Below are 15,225 nucleotides of genomic sequence, written 5' to 3'. Positions count from 1 at the left end.
GATTTTACATAATATATATTATCGTCCTGCTGCGCTCGCTACCAACCGGATATCGTTCGGCTTCTCCCCTCCCGCCGCGGGAAGACCATGACAGCTCAACTCGATCGTCTGCTCGCGATCATGGCCCGGTTGCGCGACCCGGAGCGCGGGTGCGAGTGGGATCTCGCGCAAGATTTCGCCAGCATCGCGCCGTACACCATCGAGGAGGCCTACGAGGTCGTCGATGCCATCGAGCGGTCCGACATGGATGATTTGCGCGGCGAACTCGGCGATCTCCTGTTACAGGTCGTGTTCCACGCCCGTATGGCCGAGGAAGCCGGTCTTTTCGCCTTCGAAGATGTGGCCCGTTCCATCGCCGACAAGATGGAATCGCGCCATCCGCATATCTTCAGCGCGGAAACAGGCTCTATGGATGCCGCTCGGTGGGAGGATATCAAGGCCGCCGAACGCGCTGAAACCGGGGCGCGCAGCGCGTTGGACGGCATTGCGCGCGCCCTGCCGGCGCTCATGCGCGCGGAAAAGTTGCAGAAGCGTGCCGCGCGCGACGGTTTCGACTGGCCCGATCGCGAAGGTCCGGCAGCGAAGCTGGTGGAGGAATTGCAGGAGCTTTCGCAGGCGGACGAGGCTCACCGGTTCGAGGAGGCCGGCGACCTCCTGTTCGCAGCGGTCAATGTCGCGCGTGCATACGGTATCGACGCGGAAAACGCCCTGCGAGCCGCCAACGCCAAGTTCGAGCGGCGCTACCGCGCAATGGAAGCCGCCGCAGACGGGGCTTTCGCCGCGCTCGATCTCGATGCGCAGGAAACGCTCTGGCAGAAGGTCAAGCAGGCGGAGGACTGAGGAATCCGGGGGTTCAAGCCTCGAGCGCGATGAAGCGTCCCCATTCCTTCTCTGTCAACCGTACCGCGATCTGTCGCAGCGGACCGTCCTCTCCGACCCCGGCATCATCTTCCGACAGAACCTCGCCATGCGCGTGAAGCCACGCGATTCGCGCGCCATCTCTCGCGGGCAACGTCATGGTATGCAGCCTAGCGCCCTCGGTAAGCACTGCGCCAAGCGTCTCGCGCAGGGTTTCCATTCCCTGACCCGATACGGCTGAAAGCGCGATCGCGGAACCGTCCTGCCGCGCCGCGGCGACCAGGTCGTCCCTTGTCTCCTGATCCAGCAGGTCGATCTTGTTCCATACTTCGATGACGGGCGCCTCGGCCCCCTCCCCCTCCTCGTTCACCACGCCGAGATCCGCGAGAACGGAGAGAACCTGCCGCTTCTGTTCGGCGCTGTCGGCGTTGGCGATGTCGCGCACGTGAAGCACGATGTCGGCGGCGGTCACTTCCTCCAGCGTGGCACGGAATGCAGCGACCAGCTGGGTGGGCAGGTCGGAGATGAACCCGACCGTATCGGACAGAATCGCCTTCTCGACTCCGGGCAGATCAAGGGCGCGCATGGTCGGATCGAGCGTTGCGAACAGCAAGTCTTCGGCCATGACATCGGCCCCGGTCAGTCGGTTGAACAGCGTCGATTTGCCGGCGTTGGTGTAACCAACCAGAGCAATTACCGGCCAGGGCGCGCGGTCGCGCCGCTTGCGATGCAGTTCCCGGGTCTTGCGCACCTGCTCGAGTTCACGCCGCAACCTCGCCATCCGGTCGCGGATCATCCGTCGGTCGGCCTCGATCTGCGTTTCTCCGGGGCCGCCGAGAAAGCCGAAACCGCCGCGCTGGCGTTCAAGGTGGGTCCAACTGCGCACGAGCCGGCTCTGCTGGTAATCCAGATGCGCGAGTTCAACCTGCAGCCGCCCCTCCGCGGTAACGGCGCGCTCCCCGAAAATCTCAAGGATAAGCCCGGTACGATCGATGACCTTGCGCCCGATCGTCTCTTCCAGGTTGCGTTGCTGAATGGCCGTCAGCGCCCCGTCGACGATAACCAGCTCTGCGTCGTGAAGCTCGCAATCGGTGGCGATGTTCTGCACCTGACCGGCACCGAACAACGTATTCGGACGGATTTCACGCACCTGGAGGACATAGCTATGGGCGACGACGATCCCGATCGCCATCGCCAGACCTTCGGCTTCGGCAAGGCGCGAGGCGGGATCTTCCGCCGTGCGCTGGCCGCGAATGTCCGGACACACGACGAGGGCCCGCGCGCCGCGCGTGACCTCGCCTTCGATATCGTCATCGACTATCAGTCGTCGTCGCCTTCGTCAGCATCGGCGGCATCGTCTTTTCCGTCCTCATCCTCGTCGATTTCGTCGGTGAGGTCGACATGCGTCGCCGGTTGAATGGTCGATACGGCATGCTTGTAGGCCAGTTGCACGTATCCCTCGCGCTCCAGCAGCATGCAGAACAGATCGAAGGCCGCGATCCGGCCCTGCAGCATGACGCCGTTCACCAGAAACATCGTCACCTGCACGCCCGCGTCCCGCACCCGGGAGAGAAAGATGTCCTGCAGCAAGCGCGCCTTGCGGCTGCTTTCGTGACCCGGCCCGAACATGTCCGCGTCCATGGGCTGCCCGGGCATGATGGTGGAAATGGCGTGCTTGTAGACCAGTTGCGATTGTCCGTCGCGGCGCAGCAGGATGGAGAAGTTGTCGAACCAGGTCACGATGCCCTGAAGCTTCACGCCCTTGACGAGAAACATGGTGACGGGGGTCTTCTCGCGCCGAAGGTGATTGAGGAACAGGTCTTGCAGGTTCGTCCCCTTGCCGTCACTTCTCGAGCGACCGTCCGTGGCGGGTCGCCTCGCTTTTTCCTCTGCCGTCGGCGGGGTGGCTCGCGGTCGGGCGGACAATGTGCCCTTCGTCATGGATTACCGTCCTGTTTTTTGGCGACCGCCGCGAGGGACGGACGCAATCTGGCGACATCGCGATGCGAGGGCGATGATCGCCGCCATTTTTCGCGCACGCAACATCGCCATGCAGAAAGGAAAAGAACAAGACGCCCGGTTAGTTCCGTAATGCTCGCGTGATGTCACTGGAAGAACGTGCTCAGTCCCTGTCGCCATCGCCATTTCGGTCGTTCATGCCCAGGAGCTTGAGTTTCCTGTGCAAGGCCGAACGCTCCATGCCGATAAAACCGGCGGTCTTGGAGATATTCCCGGAAAAGCGCCGTATCTGTACGCGAAGATACTCGCGCTCGAAACTCTCCCGCGCCTCACGTAGCGGTACTCCCATGAGCGTCGAGATACCGCCGCCCTCGGTATCGCCGCCCCCGGTGATCTCGGCGGGCAGCATGTCCGGCTTGATCGTGTCGAACTCTTCGCGCGGGGCGAGGATGACGGTTCGTTCGATGACGTTGCGCAACTGCCGCACGTTGCCCGGCCAGTCGTAGGCTTGCAGCGCCGCCATCGCTTCCGAGGTGATGGCGGGGGGTTGCAGGCCCTGCTCGCGGGCGTAGCGGGTGAAGAAATGGTCGGCGAGCGCGGGTATGTCGTCTCTTCGGTCGGCCAGTGGCGGGATCTCGATAGGCACGACATTGAGGCGGTAGAACAGGTCTTCGCGAAAGCGCTTCTCCTCGATCTCGGTCGGCAGATCGCGCGCGGTGGAGGACACGACCCGCACATCGACCCCCACCTGCCGGTTGCCGCCGACGCGAACGAAGCTCTGGTCGGTCAGCACGCGCAGGATGCGGGCCTGCGTGCTTTCGGGCATGTCGGCGACCTCGTCCAGATAGAGGGTGCCGCCATCCGCCATTTCCAGCAGTCCGGGCCGGACCATCTTGCCGTCGGCTTCCTCGCCGAACAACTCCTGTTCGAAACGGTCAGGCGTGATGCGCGCGGAATTGACGGTGACGAAAGCCTTGTCGGCGCGCGGGCTCCAGGCGTGCAGCAGGCGGGCGGCGACTTCCTTTCCGGCGCCGGCCGGGCCGCTCACCAGAACCCGGCTGCCCGTGTTGGCGACACGCTTCAGGGTCGCGCGGACCTGGTTGATGACCGTGGAATTGCCGGTGAATTCATCGGGCGAGGCGAAGCCTTCGCGCAATCGCTCGTTCTCCCGGCGCAGGCGCTCGGTTTCGGTCGCGCGGGCGACGAGGTGAAGCAGCTTTTCCGCCTCGAACGGCTTTTCGATGAAGTCCATCGCCCCGCGCCCCACGGCGGAGACGGCGGTATCGACGTTGCCGTGGCCGGAAAAGATCAGCACCGGCAGATTGGGTTCGCGCGCCTTGATCGCATCGAGCACCTCCAGTCCGTCCATCGGGCTGCCGTGGAGCCACACGTCGAGCAGCACGAGGCTCGGCCGGCGTTCGTCGACCATTGCGAGCGCGGTGTCGCTATCCCCGGCGGTCCGGCATTCGTAGCCCTCGTCGTCGAGAACGCCGGCTACCAGGTCGCGGATGTCGCGCTCGTCATCGACTACCAGTATGTCGAGTGCCATTCAGTACCTTCCTTCAGGGGGCGAGCCCGCCCCGGTATCGTGCGATTGTTGTCGGCTCATTCCGCGGCCTCGCTGGTCTCGCCAGCCTCGGCCGGATCGATGGCGAAGCGCAGCGTGGCGCAGGTTCCACCGCCCGGCGGAGAGGTGAAGGCGATGTCGCCGCCGTGCTCCTCCACGATCTTCTTGACGATCGCGAGTCCGAGGCCGGTCCCCTTCTCGCGCGTCGTCACGTAGGGTTCGATGACATTGACCGTGCCCTTCGGCAGGCCGATGCCGTTGTCCTTCACGTCGATGCGCATCATCCGGCCCGTTCGCGACACGGTCACGCCGATTCGACCACGCCAGTCCTCGGGCGCGTCGCGGCGGCGGGCCTCGATCGCTTCGGCGGCATTCTTGAGCACGTTGGTCATCGCCTGCCCGAACTGGTGACGGTCGCACTCGACGGGGCCGATCTCGCTCTCCGCCTCGAACCGGTAGGCGATGTCGGGATGCGCAACCTCCTGCAGGAACAGCGCCTGGCGGAGCAGGTCGACCGCGTCCTCGCTGCGGAAATGGGGTTTGGGTATGCGGGCGAAGCTGCTGAACTCGTCGACCATCTTCCGCAGGTCTCCCACCTGCCGGATGATCGTTCCGGTCAGCTCTTCGAACAGTTCCACGTCCTTGTCGATCTGCCTGCCGTAACGCCGCTTCAGCCGTTCGGTGGCGAGCTGGATGGGCGTGAGCGGATTCTTGATCTCGTGCGCGATGCGGCGGGCGACATCGGACCAGGCAGCCTGACGCTGGTCGAGCAGGCGACGGGTGATGTCCTCGAAGGTGATGACGTGCCCCTCCGTCGCCGGTGCCATCTGGACGGCGAGCGTCAGCAGCTCGTTGCCGCGATTGAGCTGGATGATCTCGCTCGGTGCGCCCTCCTCCACCAGCCGGGAAAGCTGGGGCGCGATATCGTGAAGGTCGGTCCCGACCACGACCGCTTCGGGATCGTCGAGCAGCACCGCGCGGGCCGAGTTGTTCATCAGCGAAACGCGCCCCTCCCCGTCCACCGAAATGATGCCGGCGGTGATCGATTGCAGCACAGCCTCGATGAAGGTGCGCCGCTCGGCGAGCTGGTGGTTGGCACCGAGCAGCGCATCGGTCTGCCGCTCGATCTGCGCGGTCATGCGATTGAAGGCCCGGTTGAGGAGGCCGATCTCGTCCTGCCCGGCGCGCCCGGAAACGCGCATGGCGTAATTCCCGGCGCCGATCTCGCGGGCCGCGCCGGCCAGCTCGGCAAGCGGCTTCACCTGCCGGTCGGCGAAACGCAGCGCTGCATAGACGGCAAGGCCCACCAGCGCGAGCGAGACGAAGAACAACGCGATGTTGAAGCGCAATTGCAGCACGCGCGCGTTGGCGCTCAGTTCATCGTAATTGCTGACCACGTCCTGCGCCAGCTGATACTGCCGCAGATAGCTCGCATTGGCCCGGCGCGAGATGTAGAGGAAAACGGTCGCATCCTGATCGAGCGCGGTCACCGCGTCGATGCTTTCGGGATAGGATTTGACGACGACATCCTCGCCCCCGCGGATCCGGGCAATCGTATCGGCACTGACGAGCTGGCTGACATCGCCTTGATCGGGCGCGACGATGGCGGGCGTACGCAGGACTCCGTCTTCTCCGACCACGAGAATGGCGCTCTTGCTGAGATCGCGATAGTAGGTCTGCAGCAGATACTGTTCCTGGAAATCGCTGCTGTTGATGGGAAATTCGTTCAGGAAGGCCCGCACATCGTTGGCCATCGCGATGGCGTTGTCGCGAACGTTGCGCTGATTGGCGTCGTAGGATTCGCGGGCGAGTTCGTTAGCATTCTCCAATATCCCCCTGGAATCGCTGGAAAACCAGAACTGCACGCCCGACTGGAACAGGAACGAGGCGAACACCGCCACCATCAGCGTCGGGATCGCCGCGAGAAGCGAAAAGAAGAAGACGAGGTTGACATGCAGGCGCGCGGTCGTCGTGCCCGCCCGGCGGATGGCTACCCGCCTGCCCCACAGGACGACGATGGCGAGCGCCGGGATGAGCGTACTGACAAGCAGCGCGGCGGCCTGCGCCGAGGGGATCGGCTCACCCTTGTCGGATCGAACGCCCAGCGCCACCCAGGCTGTCGCCAGCATAACCGCGAGGGCGACGTAGGCCGCGAGTTCGAGCCAGAAGAACAGGTTGATGCGACGCGCGGTGATCTGCGCGCGCCGTCTCCAGCGCGAGCGCTTGCGTACGGTCTGGGCCGTTGCGGAAGATGGGGCCGACGCCACGTGGCAAGGTTACAACGCCGGTGTTGCCTTTTTGCAAGGGGTTTTTGTTAACCTTTTGGAACCCCGCGGTTCAGCCGTGCGCGAAGTCGTCCGGGTCGATGTCCAGCTCGCCCAGCCGCTTCCTCAGCGTATTGCGATTGATGCCGAGCACCTGCGCCGCGCGAAGCTGGTTTCCGCCAGTGCGCGCCAGGGCGTGACGCAGCAGCGGTCGTTCCAGCTCCGCCAGCGCGTCACGGTAGAGAGAGCCTTCGGAAAATCGCCGGTTTTCGAGCCACTTCGTCACGCTCGCACCGATATCTTCCAGTGCATCGTCAACCTGTGGCGGTTCGTCTAGCAGCCCGGTCACGAGCGCAGCATCGATCTCGTCCTCCCGGGCGAGGAGGGCGGCGCGGTAGATCAGGTTGCGCAATTCGCGAACGTTGCCCCGCCAGGGCTGGCGAGCGAGAAGATCGGCGGCGTCGCGCCCCAGTGTCCGGCGCGGCAGGCCTTCCCGTGCGGCCAGCCCGAGGAAGTGTCGCGCCAGCGGCTCGATATCGTCGGTCCGCTCCCGCAGCGGTGGAAGATGGATCGGCACCACGTTCAGCCGGTAATAGAGATCTTCCCGAAAGCGCCCGTCCGCGATCAACGGGGCGAGGTCGCGATTGGTGGCCGCCACGATGCGCACGTCGACGGCGATTTCTTCCGACCCGCCGACACGGCGGATGCGGCCCGATTGCAGCGCCCGCAGCAGGCGGGTCTGCGCGGCAGCCGGCATGTCCCCTATTTCGTCGAGAAAGAGGGTGCCGCCGTCCGCCTGCTCGAACTTGCCGATCCGCCGGGCGGTAGCGCCTGTGAACGCGCCCTTTTCGTGCCCGAACAATTCGCTCTCGATCAGATCGTGCGGGATGGCCGCGGCGTTGACGGCGACGAAGGCACCGGTCTTGCGGCTGCCCAGTTCGTGAATGGCTTCCGCGACGAGTTCCTTGCCGGTGCCGCTTTCACCCAGCACCAGCACCGAAAGGTCGTTGCCCAGCACCCGGCTGATGAGACGATAGACGTCCTGCATCGGCTTGCTTCGGCCCACGAGCGGCATGTCCTGCGCCGCTTCGCCGGTCTGTTCGGCACCGGTAGAGCGTGCATCGACCGCCTGCCGCGCCGCACGCACCAGATCGTCGAGGTCGAAGGGCTTGGGAAAGTATTCGAACGCCCCCCGCGTCGCCGCGCGTACCGCGGTATCGAGCGTATTTTGCGCGGACAGGATGATGACCGGCATGTCGGGATGGGCGTCCTGTACGCGTGGAAGACTGTCGATCCCGTCCCCGTCGAGCAGCATCACGTCGGTCAGCATGACGTCGAAACCACCCGCCGCCAGGGCGGCGTCGCGCTTCTCGATGCTATCGCAGGTTTCGACGGCAAACCCTTCATCTTCCAGGGCAACCCTGACCACCGTCGCAATGGCCGTGTCATCCTCGACCAGCAAGGCCTTGCGGCTCATGACGTCAGGCCCCTTCCCCCGACCTGGCTACCGGCAAGTGTACGCGGAAATGCGTCAGTCCGGCCGCTTCATCGCGTTCATGGCTGATCCGCCCGTCCATGTCGCGCACCAGTTTCTGCACCAGCGACAGACCCAGTCCCTGCCCGTTCGGCTTGCTGCTGACGAACGGTTCGAAGATGTTGTCCGCTACCGACGGATCGATGCCGGTTCCGTTGTCGCTCACCCTGATCTCGATGGGCAGCTTGACCGGCCGGCCCAGGCGGATGACGTTCATGACCAGTCCGCTGACGAACCGGGTCTGGATAGTCACCTGCGGGGCGACGCTGTCGCGGGCCGCATCGCGCGCATTGGCCATCAGATTGACCAGCACCTGCACGAGCGCGCCTTCGTTCGCCAGTACCGGGGGCAGAGAGGGATCGAATTCCTCGCGCCAGGCGATCGGTCCGTCGCTGGCGAGGCGCACGCTGGAATAGGCACGGTGGATGGCCTGGTGCAGGTTGAGCGGGCCGACGGGTTCGGCCCGTTCTCGCCCCAGCCGCTGCATCCGGTCGATCAGCCCGGCAATCCGATCCGATTCGTCGGCGATCAGGGCGGTCAGCGGTGCCTCGCCCGCCCCGACCTTGCGCGTCAGCAGCTGGGCGGCCCCCTTGATCGCGGCGAGCGGATTCTTGATCTCGTGCGCCAGCACGGCTGGCCCGCGCAGCGTTCCGCGACGCTCCTGCGCCTCGAAGCGTTCGCCCTGGCTGGAATCGGAAAGGGTGACGACACGCCAGCCGGGGTGGGAGGGCAGGGTTGATACGGTAAGGTTGCACCGCATCGCCCGCTCCCCCACCTGCATGTCGACCCCGCGCGCCACGATCCGCACGTCGGGACTGCGGACCTGTTCGACGATGCGCGGATTGACGATGGTGAGAAGGGAGAGCAGCGTCTGCCCGATCAGCCGCGCGGATCCGATCCCCAACAGATCCTCTGCCGCCGGGTTCGCCTCGACCACCCGCAAGTCCGGATCGATCAGCAGCAAGGCGAAGCCCAGGCCGGCAATCTGGTCGCCGGGAGCGGGCGGCGCCACGATCCGCCTCGTCACGCGGCGCGGCGATGCAGGAACGGCGTGTAGAACCGCTCGAGTTCGTCCAGCACCGTGCGCGGATCGTCGATGAAGTTCACCTTGTTGCGAAAATCGGCGCTGCCATGCATCCCCTTGGTGTACCAGCCCAGATGCTTGCGGGCGATCTTCACCCCGACGTCCTGACCGTAATGCTCCAGCATCGCGCCGTAGTGCTCGACCACGGTGTCGTACTGCTCGTCGACGCTGGGGCTGGCGAGGTTTTCGCCGGTCTGCCACCAGTGCATGACCTGGCCCAGAAGCCACGGTCTTCCGTAGGCGCCGCGCCCGATCATCAACCCGTCCGCGCCCGACTGTTCCAGCGCCGTGGCCGCATCGGCGATGGTGCAGATATCGCCGTTGACGATGACGGGGATGGACACCGCGTCCTTCACCTTGCGAACGAAGGACCAGTCGGCGCTGCCCTTGTACATCTGGTTGCGCGTGCGACCGTGGACAGTGACGAGCCTGACGCCCAGATCCTGCGCGATCCTGGCCAGTTCGGGCGCGTTGAGACTGGCGTGGTCCCAGCCCATCCGCATCTTGACCGTGACCGGCACCGAGACGGCCTTCACCGTCGCTTCCATCAGCTTCGTTGCCAGCGGAACCTCGCGCATCAGCGCGCTGCCGGCATAGGTGCCGACGATCTTGCGCACCGGGCAGCCGAAATTGATATCGATAATGGCGGCACCGTTGTCTTCCTGCAATCTTGCCGCATCGGCCATGCTGTCGGGGTCGGAACCGACGAGCTGCATGGATACCGGTTCCTCGCTCCGGTCCCACGCCGCCTTCTGGATCGACTGCCGCGTCTCGCGGATGGCCGCCTGACTGGCGATCATCTCGGTCACGTTGAGCCCCGAACCGTAACGGCGGACCAGGGTGCGGAAGGGCCGGTCGGTCACGCCCGTCATCGGTGCGAGAACGACCGGGCAATCGATCCGCACGGGACCGATGTCGATCGGCGCCATCGCCGGGGGAGTGGGAAGATCGGTGCTGCTCATATCGGGTGTGCCTAAAATATGGGCAGGCGCATAGTGGATTGCTAGGGCGCACTCAAGCGGGTAGCGCGCGACGCCGATGCCAGTCACGCCCGCTCCCTCCCCCCGTTTCGCCGCGGTGATCGTCGCCGCGGGCAAGGGGCTGCGCGCGCGGCAGTCGGTGCCCAAGCAATTCGCCCCGTGGCGGGGAAAGTCGGTCGTGCGCCATGCGGTCGAGGCGCTCAGCGCCGCCGGCGCGGGGCCGGTCGTGGTCGCGATACCCGAAGGCGCGGACGACATCGCGCGCGGCGCGCTCGGCGGCTGCGCCGTGCGGCTGGTCACCGGCGGCATGACGCGGCAGGAAAGCGTGTCGGCGGCGCTGGAAAGTCTCGCGGACGATGCGCCCTCGCTGGTTCTCGTCCACGACGCCGCGCGGCCCGACTGCCCCGCAACCGTGATCGACCGTTTGCTGACCGCGCTTCAATTCGATCCCGGAGCGATCCCGGTCCTGCCGGTCGTCGACTCGCTCGTGCGGGCGGAGGGAGAGCGCATGGCAGGCTCCGCGCGGCGCGAGGAACTGCGCCGCGTGCAGACCCCCCAGGCGTTTCGCTACGCCGACATCCTCGCAGCGCACCGTGACTGGCCGGGTGAACCCGACGCCGGCGACGATGCCCAGGTGCTGCGCGCCGCGGGCGGCGAGGTCGCGCTGGTGACGGGGGACGAACGACTGGCGAAACTCACCTTCGCGGAGGATTTCGTGGACAGGACCGATACCCCCCCTCCCCCGCCCGTCCGCGTCGGAACCGGATATGACGTGCACAGGCTGGCCGAGGGCGAGGACTTGTGGCTGTGCGGCGTGCGGATCGATCACGATCGCGGCCTTGCCGGCCATTCGGATGCCGATGTCGGACTGCACGCATTGGTCGACGCGATTCTCGGTGCCTGCGCGAAGGGCGATATCGGCCGGCATTTCCCGCCCAGCGATCCGCGCTGGCGGGGGGCCGCGTCCTCGGCTTTCGTCGAACACGCTGTATCGCTGGCGGCCGAGGCGGGTTACGCGGTGGGCAATGTCGATCTGACGCTGATCTGCGAGGAACCCAGGATCGGCCCGCACCGCGAAGCCATGTGCGCCCGGCTGGCGGAACTTCTGCAAGTGCCCGCCGGTTCCGTCAGCGTGAAGGCCACCACGACCGAACGCCTCGGCTTCACCGGGCGCGCCGAAGGTATCGCCGCCCAGGCGGTGGCGACGCTGGTGGTCCGCAACCGGGACGAACCGCGATGACAGACACCCCCTCCGGCCTGCCGAGCCTCCTTCCCGGCGACCTGATCGCCCTTGCCGAGAGGGTGATCGCCGCCAACCGCGACGCCGGACGCCGCATCGCGCTCGCCGAGAGCTGTACCGGCGGCCTCGTCAGCGCCGCGCTAACGGCGGTGCCGGGTAGCTCGGACGTATTCGATTGCGGCTTCGTGACCTATTCCAACGGCGCCAAGCAGCGCGACCTGGGCGTGGCGGAGGAAATCATCGAGGCGTTTGGCGCGGTGTCCGTGGCCTGCGTCTACGCCATGGCAAGCGGGGCGATCGAGCGCAGCGATGCCGACGTGGCGGTGGCGATCAGCGGTATCGCCGGGCCGGGGGGCGGCAGCGATGCCAAGCCGGTCGGCACGGTCGTGTTCGCCCGCATGGTTCGCGGCGAAGAAAAGCCCGCGGCGGAGGAGCGCGTCTTCGACGGCTGCGACCGGGCCGAAGTCCGCCGTCAGGCGACGCTCTGCGCGCTCGAACTGCTGTTGCCGTAAAGCTCGTCAGCACGTTTCTCGAACGCGGTCACCATCTTGCGAAAGGCGCGGTCGATATACTGCCCGGCCAGCGCCTCGAACATCTTGCTTTTGAAGGCGAAGTCGACGCAGAAGTCGATCTCGCACCCGCCCTCCGGCAACTCGGTGAAGGTCCAGTTGTTGTCGAGGTCGCGCAGCGGCCCGTCGACATATCGCACGTTGATGGCGCGGGGCCGGTCCTTCTCAACCTTGCTGGTGAACTTCTCGCGGATTGCCTTGAAGCCGACCAGCATGTCGGCCGTCATCGCCGTCTCGCTGTCATGGCGCACGCGCGTCGCGACGACCCAGGGCAGGAATTCGGGATACTTGTCCACATCGGCGACCAGATCGAACATCTGTTCGCAGGTATAGGGCAGGCGCTGCTTTTCCCGGATCGAAGGCATCAGCCGTTGACCCTCGCCAGCTTCGCCTCCCGCGCGGCCTTCATCCGGGCGAAGTCGTCCCCCGCGTGATAGCTGGACCGGGTCAGCGGTGTCGCCGCCACCTGCAGGAAACCCTTGGCCCGCGCGATCGAGCCGTAGGCGTCGAACGCCTTCGGCGTCACGAATTCCTCGACCGCGGCGTGCCTAAGCGTGGGCTGGAGATACTGGCCCATCGTCACGAAATCGATGTCCGCGCTGCGCATGTCGTCCATGACCTGATGGACTTCGAGGCGTTGCTCCCCCAGCCCCAGCATGACGCCGGATTTGGTGAAGATCATCGGATCGTGGGCCTTCACTTCCTCGAGCAGGCGGAGCGAGGCGTAGTAGCGCGCCCCGGGCCGGATGGTCGGATAGAGACGCGGCACGGTTTCGAGATTGTGATTGTAGACGTCCGGCCCCGCCTCGCAGATCGCCTCGACCGCGGCGCGCATCTTGCCACGGAAGTCGGGGGTGAGGATCTCGATGGTGGTGTCGGGCGTCTCGCGCCGGATCGCCTCGATCACCCGGACGAACTGCCCCGCCCCGCCGTCGGGCAGGTCGTCGCGATCGACGCTGGTGACGACGATATGCTTGAGCCCCAGCTTCGCCGCCGCCGCCGCGGTATGTTCAGGCTCCAGCGGATCGACCATCCGGGGCATACCGGTCTTCACGTTGCAGAACGCGCAGGCCCGCGTGCAGACGTCGCCCAGGATCATGACGGTCGCGTGCTTTTTCGTCCAGCACTCGCCGATATTGGGGCAAGCCGCCTCCTCGCACACGGTGTTGAGCGAAAGGTCGCGCATCAGCTTGCGCGTCTCGTTGAAACCTTCGCTGACGGGGGCCTTCACCCTGATCCAGTCGGGCTTGCGCTGGCGCGCGGGGCGCGCTTCGTCGGGCTGCGGGGCGGTGGAAAGGTCGTTCATCGCTTCCCGCACTTAGGGACCGGGCCGCGCCCCCGCAATCCCCGAAACCGGCAACATCGCCAAGACGTCTTGCCAGCATCCCCCCGCTTGTTGCAGGAGGCCGTCCATGACCCAGCCAAGCACCGAACTCACCCACCTCCTTCACGGCTACCGCCGCTTCCGCGCCGGGGATTACAGGGAGGAACACGAGCGCTGGGCGTCGCTGCGCGAAGGGCAGGAGCCCAAGGTCATGGTGATCGCCTGTTCCGACAGCCGGGTGGACCCGGCGCAGATATTCGACGTGTCTCCCGGAGAGATTTTCGTCGTGCGCAACGTCGCGGCGCTTGTCCCCCCGTACGAGACGACACCGGGCCAGCACGGCGTTTCCGCCGCGCTCGAATTCGCGGTTCAGTTCCTGAAGGTGCGCGAGGTCATGGTGATGGGACATGGCATGTGCGGCGGATGCCAAGCGGCGCTGACGCAGGATCTGTACGGCAATGATCCGGGTTCTGGCGGGTTCGTCGCCAACTGGGTACACATGCTCGACGACGCACGCGATCCCATCGCCGCGCGATACGGCACAAATGGGCGAGAGGCCGGCATGGCGATGGAGATGGCGGCGGTGAAGGTAAGCCTTGCAAACCTGCGCACCTTTCCTTTCGTCAAGGACAAGGAAAACGCGGGCGAACTGACGCTGCGCGGCGCGCACTTCGCGATTTCCGACGGTATCCTGCGCCTGCTGGACGAGAAGAAGGGCACGTTCGCAGAAGCGTGACCACGCGCTCTGTCCTGTGGCTGATCCTCGCCTTGCCGGGCGCGGCAATGCTGTACCGGTGGTCCAGCGCACCATCGCAATACGGATACGGCCACATCATTGGCGACAGCGGCGACTGGGCTGCGTGGCTGCTCATGGCAACGCTCGTGGTAACGCCTCTTCGCCTGCTGTTCGGACCGCGGACATGGACGCGCTGGCTGCTGCGCCGCCGGCGCGATCTGGGGGTAGCGAGCTTCGCCTACGCCGCCGCGCACACGGCCATCTACCTCCAGCGCAAGGGCTCGCTCGATTTCGTTCTGGCGGACCTGTCGACAGCCTACATCGCGCTTGGCTGGCTGGCGCTGGCGCTGTTCGCACCCCTGGCGGCGACGTCGAACGACGCTTCCATGCGCTTTCTCAAGCGATCATGGAAGCGCCTGCACCGGCTCGTCTATCCAGCGGCGGTCCTGATGTTCGCGCACTGGGTTCTGTCGGCGTTCGACCCGATCACGGCATGGTTGCACATCGCCACGCTCGCCATGATCGAACTGCTCAGGATGTGGCTTCAGCGGCGTCGAGGGTGACGTAGTTGCGGAAGCGCGCGACCTCTTCCTCGTCGACATACTTGCCGATCTCGCGATCGAACTGAGAGATGTCGGTATAGGGCCGGTATTCCTTGAACTCGTGCTCCATCCGCTCGGTCATGCCGGGAATGAGCCGCAACTCGGCATCGCTCGCGGTGTTGAGGTCCACAGGGACGAAGACGTTGCGAAGGACAGTGTCGGCCTGTTCGCGGGAAAGGGTCCGGGTCAGCGCCGCGTCCAGATCGGTGACGCTGGCGTAGGGCTGTCCGGCCACGATGGTCTGCGCGAGGTCCGGGGTCATGCCGTCAAGAGCAACAAGTTGCTGCTCGGTAACCGCGTTGGCGTCCATCACGACCGTCGCCCCCTCGCCCACGATATTCCCGTCGGTGGCATCGCTACCGGCATCCGCTCCGTCCGCCTCGGCGACGGGGGCGGTCTGCTCGGTATTGTCGGAACAGGCGGTGAGGGAAAGGGCGGTGACACAAAGCGTGGCGGTGAGAATCGAGGCGCGCATGATGGGGTTCCTTGTTGCTAAGCGGTCGCATTA

Annotated in this window: 15 protein-coding genes; 5 read left to right on the top strand and 10 right to left on the bottom strand. The window is 65.6% G+C overall.

The window, feature by feature from the left end; all coding sequences use genetic code 11:
• Positions 1 to 87: 87 nt before the first annotated feature.
• Positions 88 to 840, top strand: coding sequence for a nucleoside triphosphate pyrophosphohydrolase (gene mazG, locus EG799_RS00415; protein WP_123877538.1), 753 nt, complete (start codon positions 88 to 90; stop codon positions 838 to 840).
• Between the two features lie 13 nt (positions 841 to 853).
• Here mazG and hflX read toward each other — a convergent pair whose 3' ends face one another.
• The 7 genes from hflX to dusB form a co-directional block, all read right to left on the bottom strand.
• Positions 854 to 2,125 carry a GTPase HflX gene (gene hflX / locus EG799_RS00410; RefSeq protein ID WP_234028946.1) on the bottom strand — a complete coding sequence of 424 codons (1,272 nt, stop codon included), beginning with the start codon at positions 2,123 to 2,125 and terminating at the stop codon, positions 854 to 856.
• A gap of 53 nt (positions 2,126 to 2,178) precedes the next feature.
• Positions 2,179 to 2,799 (bottom strand): RNA chaperone Hfq, encoded by a 621-nt coding sequence (hfq, locus tag EG799_RS00405; protein WP_123877532.1) that lies wholly within the window; start codon positions 2,797 to 2,799, stop codon positions 2,179 to 2,181.
• 181 nt (positions 2,800 to 2,980) lie between these two features.
• A complete protein-coding gene (gene ntrX, locus EG799_RS00400; RefSeq protein ID WP_123877530.1) occupies positions 2,981 to 4,366 on the bottom strand; it encodes a nitrogen assimilation response regulator NtrX in 1,386 nt (461 codons plus the stop codon).
• A 56-nt stretch (positions 4,367 to 4,422) separates the two neighbouring features.
• Entirely contained in the window at positions 4,423 to 6,651 is a 2,229-nt protein-coding gene (locus tag EG799_RS00395) for a sensor histidine kinase (protein ID WP_123877527.1), read from the bottom strand.
• A 70-nt stretch (positions 6,652 to 6,721) separates the two neighbouring features.
• Positions 6,722 to 8,125, bottom strand: a complete 1,404-nt coding sequence (locus tag EG799_RS00390) for a sigma-54-dependent transcriptional regulator (RefSeq protein WP_123877524.1) — start codon at positions 8,123 to 8,125, stop codon at positions 6,722 to 6,724.
• A 4-nt stretch (positions 8,126 to 8,129) separates the two neighbouring features.
• Positions 8,130 to 9,209 (bottom strand): two-component system sensor histidine kinase NtrB, encoded by a 1,080-nt coding sequence (locus EG799_RS00385; RefSeq protein WP_234028945.1) that lies wholly within the window; start codon positions 9,207 to 9,209, stop codon positions 8,130 to 8,132.
• Positions 9,206 to 10,228, bottom strand: coding sequence for a tRNA dihydrouridine synthase DusB (dusB, locus tag EG799_RS00380; protein WP_123877521.1), 1,023 nt, complete (start codon positions 10,226 to 10,228; stop codon positions 9,206 to 9,208). Before dusB ends, EG799_RS00385 begins: the two co-directional genes overlap by 4 nt.
• Before the next feature lie 76 nt (positions 10,229 to 10,304).
• Here dusB and EG799_RS00375 point away from each other — a divergent pair, with 76 nt between their 5' ends.
• Together EG799_RS00375 and EG799_RS00370 are read left to right on the top strand one after the other, a co-directional pair.
• On the top strand, positions 10,305 to 11,486 hold the full coding sequence (locus EG799_RS00375) for a bifunctional 2-C-methyl-D-erythritol 4-phosphate cytidylyltransferase/2-C-methyl-D-erythritol 2,4-cyclodiphosphate synthase (RefSeq protein WP_123877518.1): 1,182 nt from the start codon (positions 10,305 to 10,307) through the stop codon (positions 11,484 to 11,486).
• A complete protein-coding gene (locus tag EG799_RS00370; RefSeq protein ID WP_123877515.1) occupies positions 11,483 to 11,998 on the top strand; it encodes a CinA family protein in 516 nt (171 codons plus the stop codon). The genes EG799_RS00375 and EG799_RS00370 overlap by 4 nt, the downstream gene beginning before the upstream one ends.
• Here the strand turns inward: EG799_RS00370 and EG799_RS00365 are convergent.
• Positions 11,959 to 12,420: a type II toxin-antitoxin system RatA family toxin gene (locus EG799_RS00365; RefSeq protein ID WP_123877512.1), complete on the bottom strand. Its 462-nt coding sequence runs from the start codon at positions 12,418 to 12,420 to the stop codon at positions 11,959 to 11,961. The genes EG799_RS00370 and EG799_RS00365 overlap by 40 nt on opposite strands.
• Positions 12,420 to 13,361, bottom strand: coding sequence for a lipoyl synthase (gene lipA, locus EG799_RS00360; protein WP_123877509.1), 942 nt, complete (start codon positions 13,359 to 13,361; stop codon positions 12,420 to 12,422). Before lipA ends, EG799_RS00365 begins: the two co-directional genes overlap by 1 nt.
• Positions 13,362 to 13,467: 106 nt before the next feature.
• Here lipA and EG799_RS00355 point away from each other — a divergent pair, with 106 nt between their 5' ends.
• Both EG799_RS00355 and EG799_RS00350 read left to right on the top strand, forming a co-directional pair.
• The gene (locus tag EG799_RS00355) at positions 13,468 to 14,115 is read left to right on the top strand and encodes a carbonic anhydrase (RefSeq protein ID WP_123877505.1); all 648 of its coding nucleotides are present in this window, start codon (positions 13,468 to 13,470) and stop codon (positions 14,113 to 14,115) included.
• Positions 14,112 to 14,678, top strand: a complete 567-nt coding sequence (locus tag EG799_RS00350) for a ferric reductase-like transmembrane domain-containing protein (protein ID WP_234028944.1) — start codon at positions 14,112 to 14,114, stop codon at positions 14,676 to 14,678. The genes EG799_RS00355 and EG799_RS00350 overlap by 4 nt, the downstream gene beginning before the upstream one ends.
• On the opposite strand, the gene EG799_RS00345 is transcribed toward EG799_RS00350, so the two are convergent.
• Positions 14,647 to 15,192, bottom strand: a complete 546-nt coding sequence (locus tag EG799_RS00345) for a hypothetical protein (RefSeq protein ID WP_123877502.1) — start codon at positions 15,190 to 15,192, stop codon at positions 14,647 to 14,649. The genes EG799_RS00350 and EG799_RS00345 overlap by 32 nt on opposite strands.
• Between the last annotated feature and the right edge of the window lie 33 nt (positions 15,193 to 15,225).

This window comes from Aurantiacibacter spongiae, assembly GCF_003815535.1.
Lineage (GTDB): Bacteria > Pseudomonadota > Alphaproteobacteria > Sphingomonadales > Sphingomonadaceae > Alteraurantiacibacter > Alteraurantiacibacter spongiae.
The sequence above is the reverse complement of the archived record's forward strand: the minus strand, read 5'-3'. Positions and strand labels throughout refer to the sequence as shown.